This window comes from Pseudoalteromonas sp. Angola-7, from assembly GCF_028599255.1.
GTDB classification, from domain to species: Bacteria; Pseudomonadota; Gammaproteobacteria; order Enterobacterales; family Alteromonadaceae; genus Pseudoalteromonas; species Pseudoalteromonas atlantica.
The window spans coordinates 309,297-336,116 of the sequence record NZ_JAQREL010000003.1; the positions used below are offsets into that span (position 1 = coordinate 309,297).

Here is a 26,820-nt window from a genome sequence, read left to right on the forward strand (position 1 = left end):
TTCAATATTAAACACATTTAAGCATTGTTTTTAATACGCCCTTTCTAAGGCATGTTCATTAACATGTTCAATTAACTCAGGGAAAAATGCTAAAAATACCGATTCTAACTCATGGTAGTTTTGCGCTATATCCTCAGCGGAACCTGCAAAGTTATTAGTAAAACGAATGCGTTTGGCTATGTTATCAAGCGCAAGCCCTACCCCTTCTATAGTTTCGTATTCTTTAAACCAATCGTTTGTAGTCATGCTGGTTACAACATGCTGCATGCGCGCTGGCATAACCGCTATGCGCTCATTTAAAAGTGCGTAGCTGCTGCGTTTAAAATCATTTAAAGGGTGTTTGTTAAATTGCTGCCAATGCCTAATTAAAAAGTGATCAAACAGCACGTCAATCGCTACGCCTGCAAAGCGCTTACGCTCGGGTGAAAAGTACTGCTTAGTGGTTTTTACTAACGGGTGAGAGTCGGTAAATTTATCGACTAAGTAATGGTTTTCTAGTGCACTTTTAACGCTATTGGGCAGGTATTCTGCGTGCCTGCGTCCACCAAAATCACCTAATAAATTGCCAAAGTGTGAATCGGCAGTTGGTTGTGCAAAGTAAAGGTGAGCTAAATAATTCAACGTAATCCCAATGGGTTTAAACAAACTTAATTTTGCCAAATAGTAACGCACATTTAAGCGAAACTCACACGAGTGTTTAGCGCGCTCCCTGTGTAATTACCTAACACTTTAGTTTGAAAATTATACAAACACTCTGTAAAGCCGTTGCACTCAATTCAGCATTAAATATTTAAAATAGAATTATCAATAACTTAAAATTTAAAAATCGCTGGAATATATATTGCTACTTAGCGTATTTAGCACTCAAACATGTATAGCTCTTTTTATTAGTGAGTAGTTTAAAGGAGCATAAAAGATAGGTTAAATCAGTTATGGATATAGCTATATTTTTTAAGTCGTTACTATTACTGGCCTTTTTTTTAACGCTAGGTAATTTAATTAAGTACACATTTTTAAGGGGCTTAATTGTGCCCTCATCGTTAATTGCTGGCGTATTAGCTCTTTTATTAGGGCCACAATTACTCGGTGAGCATATTAATTTTTCGCTCCAAGGCACTAATTTATGGATAGATGAAAAGGTCACAAGCATATGGAAGGAGTTACCTGGGTATTTAATTGTAGTGGTGTTTGCAGGTTTATTTTTAGGTAAAAAAATACCTACAATTAAACAATCGCTAAACCAAAGCCTACCCAATTTAAGCTTTGGCTACAGCATTGCCATAGGCCAATATGTGGTGGGTATGATCACGGCATTATTAGTACTTGCCCCTTTATTTGATACCAACGAAGTTGCCGGCGCACTCATTGCGGTGGGATTTCAGGGCGGGCATGGCACCGTAGCTGGCTTGCAATCCACTTTTGAAAGTATCGATTTTGCAAAAGGTATGGACTTGGGATTAGGTATAGCAACAATAGGCCTTATAAGCGCCATCGTGTTAGGGACTATTATGTCTAATCGCACCGATGGGGGCGACCAAGAACTTGAAATTAGCCACGACGAAAAAGTAGAGGTAAAAGACCGCCCGTTTGGCCTGCACTTTGCTATTTTAGGCACGGTTGTTATTGTTGCTTGGCTTATTCTTAGTGGCTTACAAGTAGCCGAAAAAAGCCTTTTTGCCGATTCATCGGTAAAAATACTTGAGTACATGCCTTTATTCCCCATTGCGATGATGGTGGGTTTAGTGGTGCAAATAGTGCTTAATAAATCAGGCATGGGTAACTTAATTAGTCACTATCAAATAAACCTGCTTTCTAACCTCTCCCTCGATTTACTAATAATTGCCGCGCTGGGTGCGCTTAACTTATCGGTACTTGCTAAATATTGGCAAAGTATTTTAATTTTAGGCGCAGTGGGGGTTGCCTATAGCGCAGCTATTTACTTTTTCTTTGGTGGGTGGTTTTTCCCAAAAGATTGGAAAGTGAGAGGAATTGGCGAGCTTGGGCAATCTATGGGCACTACGGCAGTTGGGCTGTTAATGCTAAAACAGGCTACCTCAAACCCAAGCGAGCATATTCGCCCCTTTAGTTACAAACAACCACTTTATGAGCCTGTGGTTGGCGGCGGTATTGTTACTGCCCTTGCACTTCCTGCCATTGCTAATTTTGGGCCGTGGGCATTTACTATTATTATGGCGGTTATATTAGCCTGTGTAGTGGGTGGTTTTGCCTTTTATAAACGCCGCAAACACAAAAGCGAGTAGCCTAATTGCGCTATAAAAAAGCCGCTACAACTTTTGTAGCGGCTTTTTTATGCATTGGTTTTTTACTTGTACCAGTAACTAATTATTCGACTTAACCCAATTTCCATTATCATTTTTACTGTAGCTATTTTTAACCGCAGACCAAGCCACTTTATGCGCTGTGGTTTCGCGGTCGTCGTCGTTTTTTCTATCGCTTGGGTCCTCGTAGGTATCCCACGCGCTATTAAACGCCTCTTGATATATCTCTTGGGCATGTTTAGGTAAGTTACTTTTTACCGAATCCGGTAACTCGTTTGTGTTTTGATAAGGCATAAATAATCTCCGTATTACTTAATTACGCCGCACGCAACACGTTTACCGCCACCGCCTAATTTCTTGGGTTCGTCGGCATAATTGTCGCCCCCTTTGTGGATCATCACTGCGTGTTGTTTAAGCTGCTCAAGCTTGAGCCTTGGCGCTAAAACAGGCGATTTAGCTTCGCCGCGCTCATTTACAAATAACGCAGGTAAATCCCCTAGGTGGCCATTACTCCACGGTTCATCATGGTGTTTAGCGCTGTTAGGGTCAAAGTGCCCACCAGCAGCTCCGGCCGGTACAACTTTACCGTTTTTTTGCTTTGGCTCGCAGCTAGCATATTGATGAACATGAAAGCCATGCTGCCCAGGCGTTAAGCCTTTAAGCGCAGGGGTAAATACCACCCCGTGCTCATTTTCTGTCAGTGTAACGGTGCCAAGTAGCTCACCTTGCCCCGACTTACTTACAGCATGCATATCAACATCTACATTCGCCAATGCGCTATTTTGTAGCATTGCAGCGGTAAATAATATGGCGCAAGCTGGTTTAAAAATACGTGTTACGCTTTTTTTAGCGGTTGAATCAAAGTGTAAACAATTCATCGTGCTCTCCTTATGTAGTATCTGTTTTGTAAATAACGCGACTGCTCAGCTATTAGGTACAATCTCTATACCAAGCTCACTGTAGGCAAAAAATTTCACCTCCACTAAACGTAACGCATTGATTAAAAATAAAATAAACAAGGCTAGATAATTAACCACTACACATACTTAAAATTTACTGCGTGTTTTTGTTTAAACGCTGTACAAAAACTAGTGCAAATTTACAAAAGAAATGACAACTTTACAGGCTTAACACGCCCACCCGCCTAATACTAAGTACCGCTCAAAACGGGTAAAAAAGCAGCTTAAACACTTAATAGTGCATTAACTAATACCGCGCTAAGCCAATAGCACAGCGCGTTTAATCAAAATACGCGCCTATGCACACGCTAAAATAAACCATGCTCACCACGCCTGCTGCGCTATCGGTATACTAATTGCTGAACATACTAGTGTTATTAAACGGGTTATAGATGACCCTATCGCTATTAAACAATCGAGGGAATTATGAGTAACAAGCAACTAATTAAAACACTAGGTATAGGCCTAGCCGCCGCGTCAGCTGGCATGCTAACCAGAAAAAGTTTACAAAAATCGTGGGAAAAGGTAACCAACGAGCCTGCCCCAAAAGACAAGCCGAGCGAGCATACAGATCTTAAAGAAGCCGTTACATGGGCGGTGGTATCTGGCATTGGTGCAGGCGTGGCAAGAATGGCCGTACATTATGTGCTCGACAAACGTAAATCTAAGTAAGCCAATAGCTACTCAAGTGCAACGTAAAAAAGCATAAAAAAAGGTGAAACTAAGTTTCACCTTTTTTATTACTTTAAACTAATTAGCTTTACGCGGTAGACACACTACTCGCGCCTGCATTTTTAAGTATTTCTTCAATCGCGCTTTTGTTATCGCTGTCGTACTTAACACCAATTAATATAGAGCCTTTTTCAATGGCGTCTTCGTAAAATTTAACTTCGTGCTCAGGAATAAACGCCCCAATAGCAGCGCCTAAACTTCCGCCAACGGCAGCACCAGCGCCGCCCGCTGCAAATGCAGCCACTAATGGGCCTGCTACTAATAAACCTGTACCACCGGTTGCCACGGTACCTACGGCAGTAAAACCGCCAACAATTGCAGCTATAATACCACCAGACACTGCACCAACAATGCCGCCTTCAGCCGCTTTGGTTCCCTCGTCTAAGGCAAAGTCTTCCTTTGCGTATGAGTCATTGGCTACAATGCTTATATCAGCTTCATTAATACCTAATGCTTCTAATCTATAAATAGCCAGTGTTGCTTGTGATGCGCTTTCAAATAACCCAGTAATAACCGTGCTCATAATAACTCCTTTATTTATTTAAAAAATACAGCTATTACTAAGCAAAACCTAAACCACTTAAATTATTACTATTAATCAATGAGTTAAATAACAAACCTAAACTACTGCTTTCATTTACACAGTAAATATTGCTAACCATTGTAAAAAACTCCTACCACATAAATAAATGCACTAACGCTAAGCGCTTTTATATAACGCGTTAATAAACTCAATTACTTAGACCACGTAATTTCGGCTAATTGATTAGTAGCCGTTTGATGAATAATTAAGCCGTTATTGCCCATACGCATGTGCCTAATTAAGCCAGAGTAAACCCCTTCTTTACTCGGAATTTGCCAGCTTTGCATGGTTTGAGTTTTTAAATCAAACCTAACCAGCGTTTCGGGGCGCTTAGCCGACTCATTAAACCAAATAGCATTATCGGCATATTCAATGGCATACGGGTGGCTGTGTTCGCCGCTGGGGTTATCCCACTCGGTGATATTGCCGCTTTTAGGGTTATAGCGGCCAAGTTTACCCATGCCAGAGTTTACATAAAACACCATATCATCAGGCGTAATGGCAAGGCGCCTAGTATGTGTTTTAGCACCTGGGAGTTTTATTTCGCTAAGCTCCATGGTGTTTTTATCAACTTTAACCAAACAGTTACTGCCATTACACGACACCCACGGCGTCCCGCTAGAATCAAGCTTTATACCATAAGGCCGCGAGCCTTTAGTGGGTAAAGTAGCCAGCTTAATATCGCCGCTTTTAGGGTTTAGCCTGCCAATCATGTTGCTGTGCTGTAGGGTAAACCAAAATATACCCGCATCATCAAATACGCCAGTATGTGGGTCACGGGCGTTTTTATCAGGCATTTTATACACTTTAAATTTTTCGGTTTTTAAATCTAAATACCCAACCGTGCCATTTTTATTGCCTAAAAACCAAGGGGTTTGGTTTTTATCAAGCGATACACTGTGCGCATACGTACCACTTGGCAAAGTGTACTCTTTCATTTCACCGGTTTTAGGGTTTAACCTACCTAAAATATTGCCCCACTGGCCAACCCACCAAATAAGCCCGTTTTCACCTTGCACAGGGTCGCGAGCGCGTTGCCCAAGCGTAGGCACTTGCCAGTATTTAAAGCTTAGTTTTAAATCGCCTTTAACCACCGTTGACTCGCGCTTATTATTAACAGGGTAATGCTTGGCCAAATACGCGCTAATATCTTTACTAAGCGCAGTACCCTCGCCTGTATCTACCATATAACTTATGAGTGTTTGCCAATCCGCTTGGCTATAACCCGCACTGCGCTCAAGGTTGTTTAAACTATGGCAACTAGCACAAAGCTGCTCAACTAATACCCCAGGCTCGTTACTCAATACAGGTAACGGCGCAGCTAAAGCCCCTAGCGCAGCCATTGCAGCAAAGTGTTTATTAAATAAAAATCGATTTTTACGCATAACGCCCTCCCTTGTTTTTAATATTAAAGCATAGGGCGAAAGTGTTTACTATATGAGCACTTTTAGCTTTTAGCTTTTAGCTTTTAGCTTTTAGCTTTTAGCTTTTAGCTTTTAGCTTTTAGCTTTTAGCTTTTAGCTTTTAGCTTTTAGCAAAATGGTATTGTTTTTATTTTCGGTGTAAAAATCATTATTGTTGGAGGCGTAATAGTAGTTTAAATACGTTTTCCTGCTTAAAAACTAAAACAAACTCCCTCTACATGTAAAACCAAATAGTTCGCGCTTGCGCCCAACGCGCTAGCAAGCTAAGTGCCTACAAGTAATAGCATTTTATTTATTGTGATTGTTACATTGGCTGGGTATTGGGTTTCGCTGCGCACAAACCAACCTACGGTTGTTGCATAGCTACAAGCTTGCGTATAATGCCCGCATTCTGGCTGTATGTATTAGCCGCTAATTTGGATTTGAATAATGAAAAAACTCTCTGCAGTGCAAGTAAAACAACAAGCACTTGTGCTTAACGTTGCCGATAAACTAGAAGCACAAGGGCGCGAAGAAATCCCTGGTATGTTGCAGTGCTGGTTTGATGTGGAATATCACTTATTTCCAAGTTCACTACTGCTTTGTTTTCAGTTTGAAAACGAACAAGCTTTAGCAGCCGCAGAGCCTGATTTATTAAAATGGCAAAAACGCTTAAGCGCCGCAATGCTTAAAAAAGGCGTGATTTTAAAAGATATGCGTAAACATTTAGTGTTTACTTTAAAAGGCCCTGATGATTAAAGAAGGGCTTTTAAAGAAAGATTAGAGCAAAGCTTTACAGCGCTATAGTTTATAAAATAAGTTTAAGCGCGTAAAAAAGGGCAATAACAATGCCCTTTTTTTTAAATGGGGTTACTGGGGCAGGTTTTGCATTTTTTCTTAATCACAAAAGACAAAAAGAAAGACCTGACCCTTCCGAGTGTTATTGTCATTAATCTAATATATCATCTAATTCATTTTCTTTTTTTTCTTGCGCTATTGTTACTGCGCAAACTTTAAGGATATTTTCAAATACAGTTTGAGCTTCACCCCATATTTCACATGACTCTCTCAAATAAGGTCTAGTAGAAAAACGGATAACTTTCTGAGGAGCTTTATGCCTTTCCCTCTCAAAATCAGAACGTAGAAATTCATGAACATCTCGTGTTAAGTATAGTTCATTCAAATTAATAACTTCTTGAGGTATAACTCCTTTTGAGTAAAAGTCAATATTCAAGATAGACATAAGGGATTTAACCCTTTTAGCTTGTTCCATTTTATTTGAGTCATCATTATAACTAATAGCCTTGACTGAGCTTGCCTCGTTAGTGTCGTCCGCTATAGTAAATTGATAAAATTCTGGTATATCATTAGCTTCAAGGAAAACTCCTGAAAAGCTAACATTTTTCAACTCACTGAGAATTCCGCTTTTATTTAATTGATATAATGAAAAGTGCTCATTAAAGTACGGCGTATCTATTTCATATAAATACCTAAGCATACCTTCATATTTAGTGTCGTAATTATCAGCCAAGTACTGATATATCTTTTTTTTGTTATCTATGTTTTTATTTTTTTGAATAAAAACTGCTGCGTGAAACTCTAATACAGACTTATGAATATAACTATAAATATTCCCTTCTTTCAATATTAAAGAAGTTCTATCTGATATCTCTTCATGAGCTTTGTCATTGTGTTTGGATGAAGAAACTTTAGCCGCTGAATTTGAAAAAACATCTAAAATATCTTGTTCACTGACACTAACGTTTTCAAATTTTTTCAGTATATTAAAAGAACTTCTTAAGAATACTTTATATAGTTCTTTAATTGTTAGTTCGACTTTAGAGGGTCTCTCGAAGCCGCTATCTTCAGAGAAAGATTTAAACCTATCGTGCCTGCTTGCTAAGCTAAAAAATAAATTGCTATAAAAGTCCACTGGTGATTTTGGTTCAATATCTAAATCACCATAAACACTTATAAAAATATCAACGAGGATAGGGGTTATTAAAATCTCGCTTAAATTTTTATTATTCAAAATAGCCCTTAGAAGAAGCTCCTTATATTCCTTATCAATTAACGGATGTGCTGATATTATTGCTGTAATTGATTCTTCTTCTAAATCATTTATGGAAGCTAATTCAAAATTTCCAGATAGGTAGGTAATCTCCGTGTGTGGTCTTGTTGTAACAAAAGTCTGGCATCTACTTGAGTTAAAAGCCTTAGATATACAACTTATCGCCTTTTGCCTAAACTTATATGGGACTTCATCGAAGCCGTCAAAACAAATCAATAAAGCCTTTTTGTCTAATAAATAAGGAACGGCTTCAGGCTTAACTAATACACCCAAGTTACTGAACTCTTCACTGATAATACCCTCTACAGACAAAGAATTACTATTCCAATCTACATCTCTCAAGGTAATAATTAACGGAATAATTTTACTATTTTCATCGCTTAGCTCTCTTTGGACAATTTTTCTTAAAGTAGTAGTTTTACCCTGCCCAGCAATTCCAACTAAAATAGTTATATTCTCATTAAAGAGTAACTGATTATCATCAACCTTATGATTAAGCCCTCTTTCATGGTAATGGATTGAAAGAGGGTGATAAATTTCATCAAGATACACTTGTTTCTCTTGAGCGATGAGGGTCCTAAATTTTAGATACCGCTTCTTTATATTCTCAATTACCTGTAGAGCTTGCTCCGTTCCATCACCAGGAGCGTGAATTGTATCCCTTATATCCTGGAGCTCCTTACTTTTTTCTATTTTCTCTCGCCACCCCTTAAGTTGTGTTAGGACATTAGTAGTTAAAGGTTTTAAAATAGCTGGAGCAACAGATTTTGCAATAATAGTGGTAGGTTCCATAAACAGGTAAATCCATAAGAAAAGAAAACAGCTAAAAAAGGGCTTGCTTCGAGCACGCCCCCTAAACACATTTATAATCAAACAATCTTACCAAAGTCTTACCTACAAAAGAACTTAATCAATCTTTCGAGGTAATTTCTAAAAAATAAAAAAGAACTAAGGAGTTGGGCTTGCTTATTGCTAATACTAATCTCACGTTTCCCCCCGTCATAGCGCCCTTAAAATAAGTAATTCACTTCATGGCAGGATTTTGTCCCCGACAAATCCTAAGTACCTACATCCCTGTAGGCATTGAAATGAAAGCCATGCTTGCACATGGATGTGCTTTCATGGCGTTTACGTTCACATCAATTGTGTTTTGAAGGAAGTAGCGTGATGCTCGGGCGCGCTGAGAGGTGACGAATAACCGAAGCGCAGCTTCGCAGTATGAGGAAGTGAAGGCATGGATGCCGACAGTAACCCAGCTTCAAGGATGAATTACTTGCAGCAGCGTTAAATTTGTAAATCTATAGCCCCGCTTTGGCTCACCAAGCCAGCGCGACAAAACCTTGAATAAGGTTTCTAATTTCTAAAATACCAAACGTCTTCACATTATCGGTGACGTTAACCTCAAACACCTATTCAAATACTTATTCGGGCTGCCGCCCGCGCGTCAGCAAGCTAAACGCCTACAACTAATAACACATACTCTTGGCTTTTGAGCGAGTAAGTATATTTGGGTTTCGTTTCACTCTACCCAACCTACGTTCATATAATTTATGGCGAATCACCATACACAAAAAAGCCATTGCATTGCTGCAACGGCTTTTATAATTTTGATAAATTCCACTCTACAGTGGAACTTACTACCCATTAAAGTTCAAAAATTAGTCGCGGTTCTTAGTCGCGATAAGTCTCAACCGCTGGGCATGAACATACTAAGTTACGGTCGCCGTATACGTCATCTATACGTGTAACGGTTGGCCAGAACTTGTCTTTAGCTACCGAAGGCACTGGGAATGCAGCGTAAAAACGGTCGTACGCGCGGTCCCATTCGTTACCTAACACGTCTGCTTGTGTATGCGGTGCAAACACAAGTGGGTTGTTTTCAATTGACCATTCGCCAGAGATTACTTTGTCGATTTCGCCTTTTATTGACACCATAGCTTCGATAAAGCGGTCAATCTCACCTTTTGACTCAGATTCAGTTGGCTCAATCATTAACGTGCCCGCTACTGGGAACGACATAGTGGGTGAATGGAAGCCGTAATCTTGCAAGCGCTTAGCTACGTCCATTTCAGTAATGCCTGATTGCTCTTTAAGTGGGCGTAGGTCAACAATACATTCGTGCGCAACGCGGTTGTTACGGCCACGGTATAAAATTGGGAAGTGCTGGCTTAATTCGTGCGTTAAGTAGTTAGCATTCACAATCGCCATTTCAGTAGCTTGTTTTAAGCCCTCTGAGCCCATCATGGTAATGTAAGCCCATGAAATAGGTAAAATAGCGGCTGAGCCGTAAGGCGCTGCTGATACTGCACCGTTGTTAATGTTTGTACCCGGTACGTTAATTACGCTGTGGTTTGGCATAAATGGCGCTAGGTGCGATTTAACACCAATTGGGCCTACACCTGGGCCGCCGCCGCCGTGCGGAATACAAAACGTTTTGTGCAAGTTTAAGTGCGATACGTCTGAGCCAATAAAGCCTGGGCTTGTTACGCCTACTTGCGCGTTCATGTTTGCGCCGTCCATGTAAACTTGGCCACCGTGCTCGTGCACAATGTCACAAATCTCGCGAATGGTTTCTTCGTAAACGCCGTGTGTAGATGGGTATGTGATCATGATGCACGATAAGTTTTCAGACACTTCTTCAGCTTTCGCTTTTAGGTCGGCCATGTCTACGTTACCGTTTTTATCGCAATCAACCACTACAATTTTCATGCTGGCCATTTGCGCAGATGCAGGGTTAGTACCGTGTGCTGAACTTGGAATTAAACATACGTTACGGTGCGCATCGCCGCGTGACTCGTGGTATTTACGAATAGCAATTAAGCCTGCGTATTCACCTTGTGCGCCAGAGTTTGGCTGTAGTGAAACTGCATCGTACCCAGTAATGTTAACTAGCCAGTCGTGCAGCTCGTTAATCATTATTTGGTAACCTTCGGCCTGATCAAGCGGGCAGAATGGGTGCAAGTTTGCAAATTCAGGCCATGTAATTGGGATCATCTCAGCGGTCGCATTTAGTTTCATGGTACATGAACCTAACGAGATCATTGAGTGGTTAAGCGCTAAATCTTTGTTTTCTAGGCGCTTAATGTAGCGAAGCATGTCTGTTTCGCTGTGGTAGCTATTAAAGTTTGGATGCGTTAATACTTCGTCATCACGTACTAAACTAGCTGGAATAGAGTCGCTACCGTTTGCTTCAATATCGGCTGCAATACTATCTACGTTTAGGCCATTGCCTTCACCTAGTACAATATCAAATAGCTCAGCTACATCGACGCGTGTGGTGGTTTCTGAAACCGAAATAGAGTATTCGCCGTCGTGGTTTGTGGCAAAGTTAACGCCTTTGGCAAGTGCACGTGCTATTACGTCTTCTTTGCTGTCGCTAACTACTGTTAGCGTATCAAACCAGGTGCTGTGTTTAAGTGCTACACCTTTAGCTTTTAGGCCAGCAGCTAAAATATCAGCAAAGCGATGTATACGCTGCGCGATAGTTTTTAAGCCTTGTGGGCCATGGTACACCGCGTAAAACGCTGCCATGTTGGCAAGTAATACCTGCGCTGTACAAATGTTTGAGTTGGCTTTGTCGCGGCGAATGTGTTGTTCGCGCGTTTGCATGGCCATACGTAGTGCGTCGTTACCTAAACGGTCTTTAGATACGCCAATAATACGCCCTGGTAATGAGCGTTTGTATGCGTCACGCGTTGCAAAAAATGCAGCGTGTGGTCCGCCGTAACCCATAGGTACACCAAAACGCTGAGCCGAACCAAGTACTACGTCGGCACCTAATTTACCCGGTGCTTTTAATAGTAATAAGCTCATAATGTCGGCAGCAACACAGGCAATGGCCTTTTTGCTTTGTACGCCAGCAATTAGGTCGGTTATATCGACTACTTCACCTGATGTAGTTGGGTATTGGAAAAGTGCGCCAAAAATGTCGTGGTTAACGGCATCTTCTGCTTTACCTACAATTATTTCAAAACCAAACTGCTCAGCACGGGTGCTTACTACGTCGATTGTTTGTGTGTGTACGTCATCGGCAATAAAAAAGGCATTGGCTTTTTTAGCTTTAGATACACGTTTTGCAAGGCCCATTGCCTCGGCAGCAGCGGTTGATTCGTCAAGTAACGAGGCGCTTGCTAAATCAAGGCCTGTTAAATCTAGGGTCATAGTTTGAAAATTTAGTAACGACTCTAAACGCCCTTGCGCAATTTCTGGCTGGTACGGCGTGTACGCAGTATACCAACCTGGGTTTTCTAGTACGTTACGTAAAATTACGTGCGGTACGTGCGTTGGGTGGTAGCCTTGGCCAATGTACGATTTGAAAACTTTATTTTTGCTTGCTACCGATTTTAAGTAGCTTAGTGTTTCAACTTCAGTACGGCTTTCGCCAACTGTTAATGGCTGCGCTAAGCGAATGCTTGCAGGTACAGTTTGGTCGATCAGCTCTTGCACACTTGATACTTCTAAAGCACTTAGCATATCGCTTACTTGTGCTGGGCTTGGCCCAATGTGGCGGCGAATAAAATCTTGCTTTTGCTCTAACTGTTCAAGAGATTTGGCGTTTGACATGCGTCTAGATTCCTATGATCCTAAATACTAACGGGTAATTAGTATTGATTAAAATATGTGATGATTTAATAACGTACTGTGTATGGAAAGTAGGCCGTTAAATCATAAAAGCCCCAAAAACTGTGAATGGGGCTTTTGTCATCTACTTAGAGTATTACTCTTCGTCGATTGTGTTAGCGTAGTCTTCTGCGCTAAGTAGGTTTTCAAGCTCTGACTCGTCAGTTGCTTTAATGCGGAATAACCAGCCGTCACCGTATGGGTCGTTGTTAACCGTTTCTGGTGCGTCTTCTAGCTCTTCGTTAATCGCTACAATTTCGCCGCCAACTGGTGCGTAAATGTCTGATGCAGCTTTAACCGACTCTGCTACTGCACAGTCTTCGCCTGCATCTACTGCATCGCCTACTTCTGGCAGTTCTACAAATACCATGTCGCCAAGCAGCTCTTGCGCATGCTCAGAAATACCCACAGTAAATGTACCGTCACCTTCGTTGCGAACCCACTCGTGAGAAGAGGCGTATTTTAAATCGCTAGGGATATTGCTCATTATTTTGTTCCTTTGGTTTATATTGGGAGGATACCAATCACAATAATTATTGTGATTGGTATAACCAAATTTTTAAATGATTGATTTGCCGTTACGTACAAAGCTAGGCTTTACTACTTTAACGTTAACTAATTTTTTGCGCATTTCTACTTGGGCTGTATCCCCTGTTGAACGCGGTACACGTGCAAGGGCTACACTAAAACCAAGTGTTGGTGAGAAAGTACCTGAGGTAATTACCCCTTCACCACCTTCAACAATTACTTTTGAGCCGCTACGCAATACGCCTTTTTCTTCAAGCACTAAACCAACAAGTTTATGGGTGCTTTTTTCGGCGCGTTGCTTAACAAGTACGTCACGACCAATAAAGTCACGATCTTCTGGTTCCCATGCAATAGTCCATGCCATGTTAGCTGCAAGTGGCGATACGCTTTCGTCCATATCTAGGCCGTAAAGGTTCATACCTGCTTCTAAACGTAGCGTGTCGCGTGCACCTAAACCGGCTGGCGCTACACCTGCATCTAGCAGTTGTTGCCATAAATCGGCTGCTTGCTCGTTCGGTACTACAATTTCGTAACCGTCTTCGCCAGTATAACCCGTTGTGGCAATAAATAAATCACCCACTTGTACGCCAAAAAATGGCTTCATGCCTTCAACGGCTGCTTGTTGCTCAGCATTTAAAAGTGTGGCTGTTTTTGCTTTTGCGTTAGGGCCTTGTACTGCAATCATTGCAAACTCTGGGCGCTCAGTTACGGTTACTGTAAAGTCGGCAGATACTTTAGCTAAGTGAGCTAAATCTTTTTCGCGGGTGGCAGAATTTACCACTAAGCGATAAAACGTTTCGCTAAAGTAGTAAATAATTAAATCGTCTATTACGCCGCCTTGCTCGTTAAGCATGCCCGTATAAAGCGCTTTACCTGGTACGGTTAATTTTGCTACGTCGTTTGCTACTAACTTACGTAAAAATGCTTTTGCTTGTTCGCCTTCAATATCAACAATAGTCATGTGTGATACGTCAAACATACCTGCATCGGTACGCACTGCATTGTGTTCTTCTATTTGTGAGCCGTAGTTGATTGGCATTTCCCAGCCATGAAAATCAACCATTTTTGCGCCTGCTTCAAGGTGCTTAGCATGTAGTACAGTTTTAGAAGTCATAACATTCCTTCACTTTTAAATTAACCCTGTGCGGGCGTGGCTTAAATAGATTTAACTAAACAGGCAAACACGGTTATGTTTACCGGTTATTTTATGTATTAGGCAGCTTCGTTTTGCATTAGGGCAAAACCTTGTGCTTGTAAGTGCTGTTGCCATTTTTGTAGTTCTTGTTGCTTGGCTACTAACACAAAGTGCTGTTCGTCGTTTTTATCTATGGCGGTAATAAATACTTCGCCGCTTTGCGCGCCATAGCATAGTTGTGGGTTAGATAAACGCAGCCCTGGCGTTAATTTAAACGCGCTAATTAAGGTATCAAATGCGTTTGCTCCACACAGCGCAAGAGTTGCAAGGTCGCTACGTAGTACATAATCAATATCAAAACGAAGTTGCTGCTCGTTTATAAGTGCTTGTAATTGCAAGCTTGCGCTGTGCGTTAATACAAATCTAAATGCGGTTTCGCTAAAGTAATAAACGGCAAAGCTGTAATCAGAATTTAAATCACCATCAAGCGTGCCTTTTAGGCCTAAGCCGCTGGCTGTAAGCTTTGTGAGATCTAACCCTAAAATAGTGCTTAAAAATACACTGGTTTCACTGCCACTAAAATCCATTACAACGAGGTTGTTATTTGCTTGCACGGCATTGGTAACTGCACTTGCAGCATTGCTGTGGCGGGCAAACATTATTGGGTTAAAAGTCATAACAAACACCTGTGTATTTTTGATACCAAAAGTATATTGCGCCACTGTGACAACAACAAATTGTAATTATTTATCAATTGATAAATAATACTTATATATGTAGCTATATAAATTGTAATTTTAAATATGAAAAACATATCAACCGACAGTTTGCGTACCTTTGTAATGGTTGTTGAGGTAGGTGGATTTGCAAAAGCCGGCGACCTACTGGGGTTATCGCAACCTGCGGTAAGCTTGCAAATTAAACGCCTTGAAGATTTACTCGGTTATAAATTATTTAAAAAGCAGGGCCAGCGCCAGGTGCTTAATCAGTACGGTGAGCTACTTTTGCCTATGGCAAAACAAATGATGCAGTATAACGATGCTATTTTGCAGCAGTTCACCTCAGAGAGCATAACCGGTAAAGTGCGCTTGGGTATTCCTAGCGAATTTGCAGCACGTATTTTGCCCTCTATTATTGGTGATTTTGTCTCGCTTTATCCTGAGGTATCGCTGGAGGTTAAATCGCGCTTAAGTAAACATTTACTGTCAGCCTCAAGGCAAGATCAATTTGATCTTGTTTTAGCACTTAACGAGCGCCTTAATTCAGACAAGTTCCCTATTTTTATGCAAGACGAACTAGTATGGGTGGGCGATTTAGCACAAGCAAAAAATGAGGTAGTAACCTTAGTCACCGCGCCCGAGGGCTGTATTTATAGGCGCCGCGCTACAGATGCACTTAAAAGTGCCAATATCAAATACCGTATTGTTTACAGTAATGCCGATTTAACCGGATTAATAGCCGCCATAAAAGAAGGCTTAGGTATTACTGTACTGGCTAAAAGCACTGTGCCTAGCGATCTCAACTTTCAAATTCAAACAAAACATTTACCAAGCTTAGGCAGTATCGGCATTAGCCTAATTAAAAGCGGCGGCGAGTCGGAGCATGCTGTAGATAAACTTGCTGAATTTATAGCGCTAAGGCTTGGCTAAATAAATACACAAAACCGATACTTAAGAATAAACGCTAAATTGAAAGCACCATACAAAAGAAATAATTTAGTTAACAAAGTAGCATAAGTTGGTGTTTTTAATTCTAAAAAACTAAACTATTAAACAGTTAATAACATTGATTCGTATTCGTTAACGTGTTCAAATTACGCCAATTAAGATAATTGACATGATCAGGACACACAATGACCCCTAAGTTTTTAGTATCTACCCTTGCAACTGCGGTTGCTTTGTCTTTTAGTGCTACTGCAATGGCACAAGGCAGTTCAAACCAAGATCAACGCTTTGAACAAATTACCGTTATTGGCTCACAACAGGCTATTAACGATATTCCTGGTTCTGCGACGTTTATTTCTGACGAAGAGCTACAAAAATTTGAATTTACCGATATTTCACGTGTTTTAGCGTCTGTTCCGGGTGTATACGTTCAAGAAGAAGACGGCTACGGCCTTCGCCCTAACATTGGTATGCGCGGTACAGGCACTGGCCGTAACGATAAAATATCCGTAATGGAAGACGGTGTATTAGTTGCACCCGCTCCTTACTCGGCACCTTCTGCTTACTACTTCCCTACTATGGGTCGTATGGAATCTATTGAAGTATTAAAAGGCGCTGCCTCTGTTAAGTATGGTCCGCGTACTACGGGTGGTGTTTTAAACTTACTTTCTCGCAGCTTACCAACTGAGCCAAATACCTCAAAAGGCATGGTTGATGCAGCCCTTGGTGGTGATGGTTATTACAAAGGCCACGCTTACTTTGGTAAAGAAAAAAACAACACAGCAGGTTTAATTGAAGTATTTACTTATGGCGCCGACGGATTTAAAGAGTTGCCAGTAGGTAGCGATAACACAGGCTTTGAAAAAACAGATTTATTACTAAAGTTTGGCCATACATTTGGTAAAAACGACGCCCACAGCCTAGAGCTAAAAATTAAGTACTCTGATGAAAAATCAGACGAAACTTACATGGGTTTAACTGAAGAAGATTACAAATCAAATCCTAATCGTCGTTATGCAGCATCGCAAAACGATGAAATGAACACTCGCCATAATGCTTACCAACTTAACTATGCTTACCAATTTGGCGAAGGTTACGAGTTATTAGCAACCGCTTACTTAAACGATTTTCATCGTAACTGGTATAAAGCAAGCAGTGTAGGTACAAGCACGCTTGAGCAGTACAGCGAATTTGAAGCAAACCCAACGAGTGAAGGCATTGAGGGTATTGGCGTAAAAGCGAATAACCGTGATTACCAAGCAAAAGGTATTCAGTCTGAGTTACACATACCTGTAGGCGATCACTACGTGACTGTTGGCGTACGTTACCACGAAGACGAAATGGATCGTTTTCAGTGGCAAGATACGTACACGTTAAATCAAGATTTAAGTATGACGCTAACATCGCAAGGTATCCCAGGTTCAGATAGCAACCGTTTAGATAGTGCCGATGCGCGTACTTTTTTTGTTCAAGACGAGTGGACAATAGACGCATTAGTAGTAAGTGCTGGCCTTCGTTATGAAGACATTACGATTACGCGTGAAGAGTGGTCTAAGTCAGATCCAACGCGCAGCAATGGTTTAACTAAAAATATATCTAACAATACTGAAATTTTAGTACCGTCACTTGGTGCTACTTACACGCTTAACGAACACGTAACGCTACTTGCGGGCATTCAAAAAGGTTACGCACCTGCGGCGCCGGGTAACGCTGACCAAGACGAAGAAGAAAGTGTAAATATTGAGTTTGGTTCGCGCTTTAACGCCGCTGGATTTACAGGTGAAGTGATTGCGTTTTTCTCTGACTACGACAACATGCATGGTAACTGTACTGCTGCGGTTGGTTGTAGCGACGATAACATTGGTGACCAATACAACTACGGTGAAGTAGAAGTATCGGGCTTTGAATTTAGTGCAGCACGTACGTTTAATACCAAGCAGGTTGCTTTTCCGGTTAAGTTAACTTACACCTACACAGATTCTGAGTTTCAAAACGATTTTGATTCAGAAATTTGGGGCTCGGTAGAAAAAGGCGATGCAATGCCATACGTACCAGAAAACCAGGTTGCTTTATCGCTAGGCGCTGAATTTGCATCGTTTGTGGTAAATAGCCAAATGCGTTACGTATCAAGTGCACATGCCGATTTAACTGACTCAGGCTTAGATGCTATTGATAGCCGTGTAGTATGGGATTTAGCGGCTAAATACTTAATTGATGCTAACCAAAAAGTATATTTAAGCGTAGATAACTTACTTGATAAAACCTACATTGCTAACCGCGCTAATGGCGGTATTCAGCCAGGTAAACCACGTACAGTACAGGTAGGCTACACATACTCATTCTAACGAGTTAAATAACTCTCTAGCTGCGTTAAAAATAACTCATATATGAACACTATATTTCGTTATTTTTGCCTTGCTATAGAGCTATTTTCCTATCGCTATAATAGAGAGAGTATCAATTGATATAAAATTAAAAGCGTAAATTACAAACACAAAAAAACCGAGATTGAATTTCAATCTCGGCTTTTTTAATACATTAAACTGTATTAGTTATTTGCGTTACGTTGGCGTAGCACTTCAAATAAACAAATACCGGTTGCTACCGATACATTTAAGCTTGAAACTGTACCCGCCATCGGAATTTTAACTAACACGTCGCAATGCTCACGCGTTAAACGGCGCATGCCCTCGCCCTCTGCTCCCATTACTATTGCCATTGGCCCAGTAAGGTTTGCATCAAACACGTGGGTGTCTGTTTCGCCAGCTGTGCCCACAACCCATACACCTGCGTCTTTAATTTCGCGAAGCGTACGCGCCAGGTTTGTTACCTGAATAAGCGGTACGGTTTCGGCTGCTCCACAGGCTACTTTACGTGCTGTGCCGTTAAGCTTGGCCGACTTATCTTTAGGTACAATTATAGCGTGTACACCTGCTGCATCTGCGCTACGTAGGCAGGCACCTAAATTGTGCGGATCGGTTATGCCATCTAGTACTAATAAAAACGGCGTGTCTTCGCGAGTAATGATCTCATCTAAATCTTTTTCGTTGTAAACACGCGCAGCTTTTACATTGGCAATAATGCCTTGGTGCTGCTCATCGTTTGCTTTGTTATCTAGCGCTTTTCGCTGCATAAATTGTACAGAAATACCAAATTTACGTGCTTCATTAATAATCGGGGATAAGCGCTTATCATCACGACCTTTTAGGGCATAAATTTCTAAAAAACGCTCTGGCTCTTTTGCTAAAATTGCTTCAACAGAGTGAAAGCCAAAAATTAATTCATTACTCACGTATTGTTTGCTCCTGGGCTATTACGTTTACGGGCATTTTTGCCTGGTCTTTTAGGCTTTTTAACTGCCTTTTTTTTCGGTTTTTTCTTAGCGGTGGTTTCAGCGGCTTTTTTACCGGCTGGCTTTGCGCCAGACTTACCCGCTGGTTTGCCTTTGCTTTTACTGGCTGGTTTTTTACCAGCTTTGGGTTTTTCATCGCCTGATGTGTTTTTTCCAGGGATTTTACCCGCTTTAAGCTGCGATCTTACACCTGCTGGTGCATGGCTTGATTTACCGCGCCCTGCTCCTTTAGCTGAGCCACGGCGACGCGCGTATCTATCTTGAGCTACATCACCACTGAGCGTTAAATTTATACGGCGCTCATCTAAACTTACCGAAGCAACTTGTACCGTTACTTTATCGCCAAGGCGGTAAACGGTATGTGTATGCTCGCCAATTAGGGTGTGTTTTGCACCATCATGATGGAAGTATTCATCACCTAAATTAGTAACATGGATCAGGCCATCAATTTGTAAGTCGTCTAGGCGTATAAATAAACCAAAGTTAGTAACGGATGAAATAACCCCGTTAAACTCATCACCCACGTGATCTTGCATAAACTCACATTTAAGCCAGTCGGCAACTTCACGCGTTGCGTCGTCTGCGCGGCGCTCGGTGGTTGAACACTGCTCGCCTAGTTGATCTACTTCATCATCGGTGTACGCGTATGCGCCCGATGTTTGCTGACCTTGTGCTTTTATTACCGCTTTAATTGCACGGTGTACCACTAAATCAGGGTAACGGCGAATCGGTGAGGTAAAGTGTGCGTACGCAGGCAGCGCTAAGCCAAAGTGGCCTATGTTGTCTGGCTGATAAACCGCTTGCTTCATTGAACGAAGTAGCATGGTTTGAATAAGCTCGGCCTCTGGGCGGTCGCCTAAACGGGCTAACACTTGGGTAATTTCTTTCGGTGTTGGCTCATCACTTAATGTGCTTTGAATGCCAAGCTCACTTAAAAACTGAGTAAAGTTACCTAGTTTTTCTTGATCTGGCTCATCGTGCACACGGTAAAGCGCGCTGGCTTCGTGTTTTTCTAATAATTTAGCCGCCGATACGTTGGCTAAAATCATACATTCTTCAATCAGTTTGTGCGCGTCGTTACGAACAACTGGCACAATTGATTCTATTTTACGGTGTGCGTTAAATACAAAACGCGTTTCTAGCGTTTCAAACTCAATAGCACCACGGGTTTGGCGCGCCGACTTAAGCGCCATATACATTTGCTGTAAGTCAGTTAAATGTGGCACAACAGGTGCGTATTCTTCGCGTAGTTTTTCATCGCCTTGTAAAATGGCATTTACTTTGGTGTAGGTTAAACGCGCATGCGAGTTCATCACCGCTTCGTAAAACTTATAACCCGAAAGCTTACCTGCGTCTGATACCGTCATTTCGGCCACCATACAAAGGCGGTCTACTTTAGGGTTAAGCGAACATAAACCGTTCGACAACACTTTTGGCAGCATTGGAATTACTTGCTCAGGAAAGTACACTGAGTTACCGCGAGCAATCGCTTCTTTATTTAGCGGCGTGTTCATACCTACATAATGTGATACATCGGCAATGGCTACCCATAAGCGCCAGCCGCCAGATTTTTTACGCTCACAATATACGGCATCATCAAAGTCGCGGGCGTCTTCACCATCTATTGTGACCAGTGGCAGGTCGCGTAAATCTACACGGCCTTGTTTGTCGGCTTCATCAACAAACTCACCTAAATGAGCTACTTGTTCTTCTACTTCTTCTGGCCAAACATGAGGAATATCGTGATTGCGCAGTGCCACTTCTATTTCCATACCTGGCGCTAAATGCTCGCCCAGTACGTCAATAATTTTACCTACCGCGTTCATGTTACGGCTAGGGTTTTGAGTGATTTGCACTTGCACCATTTGGTTATGGCGCGCGCCGTTTTCACTGCCTGGCAGAATAATAATATCTTGGGTAATACGTGGGTCTTCGGCTACAACAACTGCAATACCATGCTCAACAAAATAACGCCCTACAATAGGTGCGCGCTCGTTGGTGAGTACTTTAATTATGCGGGCATCACATTTTGAGCCTGAGCCACGTTTTGTGCCTTTAGCAAGTACGATGTCGCCGTGCAGCACCATGTTCATTTGATGCTTGGCTATAAACCAATCTTTGCTCTCGCCTTCAACTTCTAAAAAGCCAAAACCGTCTCTGTGGCCAATTACTTTGCCTTTGGTTAAACCGGCTTCGTCAATTAGGGCGTAACATTTAAACTTATTAAAATACAATTGGCCATCGCGCTCCATGGCACGAAGGCGGCGCTTAAATGCAATTTGGCGTTCGGTATCGTTTACAGCTAATTCATCACAAAGTTGCGTGAAGTTAGCAGGTTTTGAACGCTCTTGAAGGTGAGTAAGTATAAACTCACGACTAGGGACTGGGTTTTCGTACTTTTCTTGTTCTCGGCTGAGATTTGGATCTTGGTTTGACATTCACTATCTTGTTAGTTGGTTATGTAGGTATTTTAACCCATATACGTAAAATGAGACAGGTAAAAGCGTATGAAACTTTTAATAAACCGCTTTAATAAGTAAAACATACGCTTAATGGCCTTAATCATCACTTAATATCAGCGCGATTATAACCACCCTTTTTGCTTTGCAATACGCGCTGCATCTACGCGGTTAGTGGCATTGAGTTTTGCGATAGCATCGGATAAATAATTACGTGTTGTGCCTTCGCTTATAAACAGCTGTTTGGCTATGTCGCTTGTTTTTAAGCCATCGCTTGCAAGCTTAAGTGCTTTGCGCTCTTTATCGGTGAGCGGGTCGGCATCATCAAGCGCGTTAATGGCAAGCTCTGGGTCTATAACCTTTTGCCCTTGCATTACCTTTTTAAGTGCATTGATAAGCTCATCACTTGGCGCTTCTTTTAAAATGAAACCTTTAACGCCTAGGGCGAGCGAGCGCCTAATATAACCAGCTCGCGAAAACGTGGTCATAATAACCATTTTAATGGTTGGGAACGTGGCCGCTATTTGCTCACTTAGCTCTATACCGCTCATGTGTGGCATTTCAATATCGGTTAAAATTATGTCTGGCAATGCCTCATCGGCCAGTGCTTTTATTGCATTAAGTGCATCTTGGCCGTTACTGGCTTGGCCTATCACTTCAATATTAAAATCAAGGCTTAACAATGCCCCTACTGCGTCGCGCACGAGTGCTTGATCTTCCACTAAATATACTTTGATCATTGTTAATCCTTAGCTGAAATTGGCAGCATTACGTTTAAAGTAAACTTCTCGCCACAGGTAAACGCGGCATGGCCATTAAGTTGCTCTGTACGCTCTTTGATACCATTTAAACCGTTACCTGCGTTTAACGTGCTGCAAGGTGCGTTATCAACCACACTTATATGCAGCTGATGCTGTGTTTGCTCTATACTTATTTCGGCGTTTTTATTACTGCTATGGCGTAATAAATTAGTTACCGCTTCTTTAATTATAAGCCCTGCGATCCCTTCTACTTTAGGAGGCAAGGTATTTAATACAACATTAAAGTTAACGTTAAAGTCTTGCTCTATTAGCCTTTGTTTAAGCTGGGCTATTTGGCTTATTAAATTAAGTTGTTTTAAATCGCTTACGGCGTTTCTTACATCGCTAAGTAACTGCCTTGCTAGATCTGCTACTTGTGCTATTTCGTTATTGGCTTGTTCGTAGCGCTCTCCTTGATTTAGCTTATTAGCAAGCTCAGCTTTTAAAGCAATAGATGATAGTGAGTGGCCTAAAATATCGTGTAGGTCGCGCGCTATTCGTTCGCGCTCAGCAATAGCAGCTAATTGCTCTAATTGGTTAGCGCTTTCTTGTTCGCGCTTTTTATGCAGGCGCTCTTTTTGGGTTGCAATGCCAAAGGCCAACAGCGCTCCTGAAATTAATAAAGTGCCGGCTAAAAAGTATTTTATGTTTGCTATATCTGCTAAATAGGCGCTTAACGCCACCGTAAATATAAGGCTAAAAACGGCATATAATCTGCTTTTTTTAGCGTATGACTCACCAGCTATAAACGCGATAAAACCAAATAATGTAGAGGTCCCTGTGGTATAAAATGTGGCGCTAAAACACACCACTAACATAATAACAAACAGCGTTGTTATACGCTTTGTTTCACAGTGCATGGCTTTTATGTAAAGCAAAATAAATACAATATAAAACGCCACACTCATTACAATGGTATTGACTGGCAAGTTAGATAGATTAAAAAGAGTCGGAAGCAAATAAAATCCAGTAAAAATTAAAGGTGCGTATTCCCAAAACTTTTTATTACTGGGCTTTGAAAGCGTATTTGTTGTACTCATGCCAGTACCCCTAGTTCATTGTTATTGCTTATAACATTATTTTTATTAATAAATATAAATAACACAAAAATACTAATGAGTATAAAGTAATCATTTATTGAAACACTAAAGCTAAGTGATTCTAAAAACTCGCTAATAGCGAGACTTATTAAATTTAACGTATTCATAGCCACCTCCCATTAAGATAAGTTAACTATGCCAAAGCCAAAAAATAATAAGAGTGTGAAATGTCATTAACTTTGCTGACATTTGTCATGTTTTAAAAATTTCATCCTGTGAGTTCGCACCCAGTGATAAGATAATAAAAAAAGGAGTTCTCATTTAAATGCAGCCACAACAGCAAAGCCTGATTTACTTACATATTGCCGTGTTACTTTTTGGGGGCACCGCCCTTTTTGCAAAGTTAATAGGGTTAAATGCAATTGATATTACGGTGTATCGTACCGCTATTGCTGGCATGGCAATTTTGGCTATGCTGTATTTTCAAAAAAAACAAATTAAGTTAAACAAACCAAAAGATTACCTCATTGCGTTATTTTTAGGTGTAGCGGTAGGCATGCATTGGGTTACTTACTTTGCAGGCATGCAAATGGCGGGCGTAACTGTGGGTATGCTGGCTTTTTTTAGCTACCCAGTAATGACGGTGTTTTTAGAGCCCTTGTTTAATAAAAGCAGGCCCCAAGCAAAAGATATTATAAGCGCAGCTGTGGTTGTATTAGGTATATATTTACTCGTACCCAGCGCAAATTTAGGCGACGATGTAACCTTAGGGGTTATTATGGGTGTGGTTTCGGCTTTGTTTTTTTCGATTAGAAATATTACCCATAAGCGCTTTTTTAGCCAGTATGGCGGCCCACAAACCATGTTTTATCAAACCTTAGTGGCAAGTGTTATGCTTTGCGCATTTATTAAGGTCCCTGTGTATGAGGTGAGTAACCACGACCTTATTTTAATTGCTGTTGCGGGTATTATTTTTACCGCTACACCTCACTCGCTATTTGCAGCGAGTTTAAAGCACTTATCGGCAGCTACTGCGGGGTTAATTTCGTGCTTGCAGCCGCTTTACGGCACTTTGTTGGCTATTGTTATTATTCATGAGCGCCCAACGCTACTAACACTTATTGGCGGTGCACTTATAGTCAGTGCAGCCTGTTTTGAAACGTGGTCTATTACTCAAAAGGCTAGAAAATGAAAATATTTGCGCACCGCGGGGCAAGCGGCAATTACCCAGAAAACACTAAAAGCGCTATTTTAGAAGCGTTAAATGTAGGGGTAGATGGTATTGAAGTTGATATTCAAAGTGCGCTTGATGACTATATGCTCATACACGACTCGTGGCTAGATAGAACCACCAGCGGGCACGGTAAAGTAAGCGACTTTACGGCGCAGCAACTTAGTCTGTTGGATGCCGGTAACGGCGAGCAAATCCCCACTCTACAGCAATTACTTGATTGGAATAGCAATAAAACATTACTCAATATAGAGCTTAAACATACCTTTGAGCTTGAAAAGTTTGCCACTATTTTAAACAACAATATTGCTAAAGGCGTTATTACTAAAGGTAATATTTTAGTGTCGTCGTTTGATCACCATCAAATTCATTGGCTTAAAAATAGGTTACCGTGGTTACACATTGGCGCGTTAACCTCATCAATTCCGTTAAATTATGCACAGTTTGCTCAACAGTTAAATGCGTATAGTGTTCATGTAGACAAAAGCTTTGTAAATAAAGCTTTTGTAGATGATGCCATAGCACGAGGCCTGCAAGTTTACGCCTACACCGTAGATAGGACAGAAGACATGGATTTTATGCTTAAAATTGGGGTGCATGGTATTTTTACTAATTACCCCGCTCGTTCTAAAAAATATTTAGCAAACATTATTACTTGAGTTAACGGTAACTTAGTCGATAATCTCTAAATTGGGTAAGCAATAAATGAGTGGTGTAATGCAATTTTATAATTATATTGAGCAAACATTTTTTTATACGCTTACGCGTAAAATAGTGGGCAACTTAAGCTTTGTTTTTTTGTTTCAGGCCATTACGTTATTTTGGTTATATCAAAGCTTAAGCGAGCAACACAGTACTAGCGCATTTTGGTTGTTAACCTTGGTTATTGTAGCGGGCTTTGCCTTTACTATTTTTTATATGCGCTATTTAATAGTGCGCCCTGTAAAAGCTATGTGCGACACTTTAGTAAACATAAACCAGCAAGAGGCTAATTTAGCCGCCAACTTACCGCAATTTTCTTTTGACGAATTTAAAGAACTAAGTACGCAATATAACTTATTTACTAACCACTTAAGTGATTTGCTAAGCACAACTCACGCCAGCGCTAAAGCCAGCGAGCAAAGTAATGTTGATGTAAATACCGCTATGCAAAATACGCAGCAGTTAAGTGAGCAGCAAACTCAGCTAAGCCACAATATTATTAATGCGAGTAACCAAATAGTGCAAAGCTTAGAGGGCATAGTGAGCAATACCGACAGCGTGCATAGCGTAAACAGCGAGCACTTAGACTTTGTTAAGCTTTCGTCGCAAGAGCTTGCAAGCTTAGTCGATAAGGTGTCGCTTATTGGTACTTTGCTGCAAAGATTTTCTAAAACGGTGTCTGGCCTTAAAGAAAACAGCGAAAACATTCGCAGCATTTTAAAAATGGTTGAGGAGTTTTCGGATCAAACTAATTTACTGGCACTAAACGCTGCCATTGAAGCGGCACGCGCTGGTGAAGCTGGCAGAGGGTTTGCGGTTGTTGCTGATGAAGTACGTACATTATCGGTAAAAGTAAGTGGCGCAACCCGACAAATAAGCGACTTTATTAACCAAATGAATGAGCTGGTTAACGAAACCAACCAAGAAAGTGAGCAGTTAATTAGCCATTCAAGTACCGCACAAAGCGCCATTAGTAATACCTCTGAAGGGTTTAAAACAATGCTAAGCGAGTTTGAACAAAACCAACAGCAGTTACAGCAAATAGCAGATGCGGTGCATACGCTAGAGCAAGCGCAGCAGCACACTCACCAATCGGTAGAGCAAATTGTTACCTTAGGCGAGCAAGCTAAAAGCGCTATTGATCATGCACTAAGTAATAGCCAGCAATCACATGCACTTAGCCAGCAAACACAACAGCAATTAAAGCGCTTTGTGCAATAAGCAATTTCAAAACAAAAGCCGAGCGGTATATTGCCTTAATA

At 41.2% G+C, this 26,820-nt stretch carries 23 protein-coding genes; 8 read left to right on the forward strand and 15 right to left on the reverse strand.

Annotated elements, in window-relative coordinates; genetic code table 11:
• Positions 1-30: 30 nt before the first annotated feature.
• On the reverse strand, positions 31-621 hold the full coding sequence (locus PSH50_RS06255) for an ACP phosphodiesterase (protein WP_273587185.1): 591 nt from the start codon (positions 619-621) through the stop codon (positions 31-33).
• 311 nt (positions 622-932) lie between these two features.
• Between PSH50_RS06255 and PSH50_RS06260 the strand changes: the two genes are divergently transcribed.
• Positions 933-2,261, forward strand: a complete 1,329-nt coding sequence (locus PSH50_RS06260) for a sodium/glutamate symporter (RefSeq protein ID WP_273609400.1) — start codon at positions 933-935, stop codon at positions 2,259-2,261.
• Between the two features lie 78 nt (positions 2,262-2,339).
• On the opposite strand, the gene PSH50_RS06265 is transcribed toward PSH50_RS06260, so the two are convergent.
• Positions 2,340-2,573 (reverse strand): ChaB family protein, encoded by a 234-nt coding sequence (locus tag PSH50_RS06265; protein WP_121637933.1) that lies wholly within the window; start codon positions 2,571-2,573, stop codon positions 2,340-2,342.
• Between the two features lie 14 nt (positions 2,574-2,587).
• Positions 2,588-3,157, reverse strand: a complete 570-nt coding sequence (gene sodC, locus PSH50_RS06270; RefSeq protein WP_096740151.1) for a superoxide dismutase family protein — start codon at positions 3,155-3,157, stop codon at positions 2,588-2,590.
• Between the two features lie 507 nt (positions 3,158-3,664).
• Here sodC and PSH50_RS06275 point away from each other — a divergent pair.
• Positions 3,665-3,910: a DUF4235 domain-containing protein gene (locus PSH50_RS06275; RefSeq protein ID WP_004587585.1), complete on the forward strand. Its 246-nt coding sequence runs from the start codon at positions 3,665-3,667 to the stop codon at positions 3,908-3,910.
• An 88-nt stretch (positions 3,911-3,998) separates the two neighbouring features.
• Here PSH50_RS06275 and PSH50_RS06280 read toward each other — a convergent pair whose 3' ends face one another.
• Both PSH50_RS06280 and PSH50_RS06285 read right to left on the reverse strand, forming a co-directional pair.
• Positions 3,999-4,493 (reverse strand): hypothetical protein, encoded by a 495-nt coding sequence (locus PSH50_RS06280; protein ID WP_273587183.1) that lies wholly within the window; start codon positions 4,491-4,493, stop codon positions 3,999-4,001.
• 212 nt (positions 4,494-4,705) lie between these two features.
• Positions 4,706-5,938 (reverse strand): cytochrome C, encoded by a 1,233-nt coding sequence (locus tag PSH50_RS06285; protein ID WP_273587182.1) that lies wholly within the window; start codon positions 5,936-5,938, stop codon positions 4,706-4,708.
• Between the two features lie 468 nt (positions 5,939-6,406).
• Here PSH50_RS06285 and PSH50_RS06290 point away from each other — a divergent pair, with 468 nt between their 5' ends.
• Positions 6,407-6,715: a hypothetical protein gene (locus PSH50_RS06290; protein ID WP_004587588.1), complete on the forward strand. Its 309-nt coding sequence runs from the start codon at positions 6,407-6,409 to the stop codon at positions 6,713-6,715.
• 190 nt (positions 6,716-6,905) lie between these two features.
• Here PSH50_RS06290 and PSH50_RS06295 read toward each other — a convergent pair whose 3' ends face one another.
• From PSH50_RS06295 to PSH50_RS06315, 5 genes are all read right to left on the reverse strand, one after another.
• The gene (locus PSH50_RS06295; protein WP_273587181.1) at positions 6,906-8,819 is read right to left on the reverse strand and encodes an NACHT domain-containing NTPase; all 1,914 of its coding nucleotides are present in this window, start codon (positions 8,817-8,819) and stop codon (positions 6,906-6,908) included.
• An 879-nt stretch (positions 8,820-9,698) separates the two neighbouring features.
• The gene (gcvP, locus tag PSH50_RS06300; protein WP_273609401.1) at positions 9,699-12,590 is read right to left on the reverse strand and encodes an aminomethyl-transferring glycine dehydrogenase; all 2,892 of its coding nucleotides are present in this window, start codon (positions 12,588-12,590) and stop codon (positions 9,699-9,701) included.
• A gap of 154 nt (positions 12,591-12,744) precedes the next feature.
• On the reverse strand, positions 12,745-13,134 hold the full coding sequence (gene gcvH, locus PSH50_RS06305; protein WP_004587592.1) for a glycine cleavage system protein GcvH: 390 nt from the start codon (positions 13,132-13,134) through the stop codon (positions 12,745-12,747).
• Positions 13,135-13,206: 72 nt separating this feature from the next.
• Positions 13,207-14,289, reverse strand: a complete 1,083-nt coding sequence (gcvT, locus tag PSH50_RS06310; RefSeq protein ID WP_004587593.1) for a glycine cleavage system aminomethyltransferase GcvT — start codon at positions 14,287-14,289, stop codon at positions 13,207-13,209.
• A 98-nt stretch (positions 14,290-14,387) separates the two neighbouring features.
• Entirely contained in the window at positions 14,388-14,987 is a 600-nt protein-coding gene (locus tag PSH50_RS06315) for a hypothetical protein (RefSeq protein ID WP_138577792.1), read from the reverse strand.
• 126 nt (positions 14,988-15,113) lie between these two features.
• Between PSH50_RS06315 and PSH50_RS06320 the strand changes: the two genes are divergently transcribed.
• Complete coding sequence (locus PSH50_RS06320; RefSeq protein WP_138577794.1) at positions 15,114-15,959, forward strand: LysR family transcriptional regulator; 846 nt, start codon at positions 15,114-15,116, stop codon at positions 15,957-15,959.
• A 203-nt stretch (positions 15,960-16,162) separates the two neighbouring features.
• Positions 16,163-18,319 carry a TonB-dependent receptor gene (locus tag PSH50_RS06325; protein WP_138577796.1) on the forward strand — a complete coding sequence of 719 codons (2,157 nt, stop codon included), beginning with the start codon at positions 16,163-16,165 and terminating at the stop codon, positions 18,317-18,319.
• A gap of 203 nt (positions 18,320-18,522) precedes the next feature.
• On the opposite strand, the gene rlmB is transcribed toward PSH50_RS06325, so the two are convergent.
• From rlmB to PSH50_RS06350, 5 genes are all read right to left on the reverse strand, one after another.
• Positions 18,523-19,266 carry a 23S rRNA (guanosine(2251)-2'-O)-methyltransferase RlmB gene (rlmB, locus tag PSH50_RS06330; protein WP_138577798.1) on the reverse strand — a complete coding sequence of 248 codons (744 nt, stop codon included), beginning with the start codon at positions 19,264-19,266 and terminating at the stop codon, positions 18,523-18,525.
• Positions 19,263-21,764 (reverse strand): ribonuclease R, encoded by a 2,502-nt coding sequence (rnr, locus tag PSH50_RS06335; RefSeq protein ID WP_138577800.1) that lies wholly within the window; start codon positions 21,762-21,764, stop codon positions 19,263-19,265. Before rnr ends, rlmB begins: the two co-directional genes overlap by 4 nt.
• Before the next feature lie 146 nt (positions 21,765-21,910).
• Positions 21,911-22,525: a DNA-binding response regulator gene (locus PSH50_RS06340; RefSeq protein ID WP_004587598.1), complete on the reverse strand. Its 615-nt coding sequence runs from the start codon at positions 22,523-22,525 to the stop codon at positions 21,911-21,913.
• Positions 22,526-22,527: 2 nt separating this feature from the next.
• Positions 22,528-23,625 carry a histidine kinase gene (locus tag PSH50_RS06345; protein WP_138611276.1) on the reverse strand — a complete coding sequence of 366 codons (1,098 nt, stop codon included), beginning with the start codon at positions 23,623-23,625 and terminating at the stop codon, positions 22,528-22,530.
• Positions 23,622-23,792: a hypothetical protein gene (locus tag PSH50_RS06350; RefSeq protein WP_171036142.1), complete on the reverse strand. Its 171-nt coding sequence runs from the start codon at positions 23,790-23,792 to the stop codon at positions 23,622-23,624. The genes PSH50_RS06345 and PSH50_RS06350 overlap by 4 nt, the downstream gene beginning before the upstream one ends.
• Before the next feature lie 158 nt (positions 23,793-23,950).
• Here PSH50_RS06350 and PSH50_RS06355 point away from each other — a divergent pair, with 158 nt between their 5' ends.
• From PSH50_RS06355 to PSH50_RS06365, 3 genes are read left to right on the forward strand one after another with little or no spacing between them, the layout of a single operon-like run.
• Positions 23,951-24,817 carry a DMT family transporter gene (locus PSH50_RS06355; protein WP_024033283.1) on the forward strand — a complete coding sequence of 289 codons (867 nt, stop codon included), beginning with the start codon at positions 23,951-23,953 and terminating at the stop codon, positions 24,815-24,817.
• Entirely contained in the window at positions 24,814-25,515 is a 702-nt protein-coding gene (locus tag PSH50_RS06360; RefSeq protein ID WP_138577804.1) for a glycerophosphodiester phosphodiesterase family protein, read from the forward strand. The genes PSH50_RS06355 and PSH50_RS06360 overlap by 4 nt, the downstream gene beginning before the upstream one ends.
• A gap of 46 nt (positions 25,516-25,561) precedes the next feature.
• Positions 25,562-26,779, forward strand: coding sequence for a methyl-accepting chemotaxis protein (locus PSH50_RS06365; RefSeq protein ID WP_138577806.1), 1,218 nt, complete (start codon positions 25,562-25,564; stop codon positions 26,777-26,779).
• The last annotated feature ends 41 nt before the right edge of the window (positions 26,780-26,820 follow it).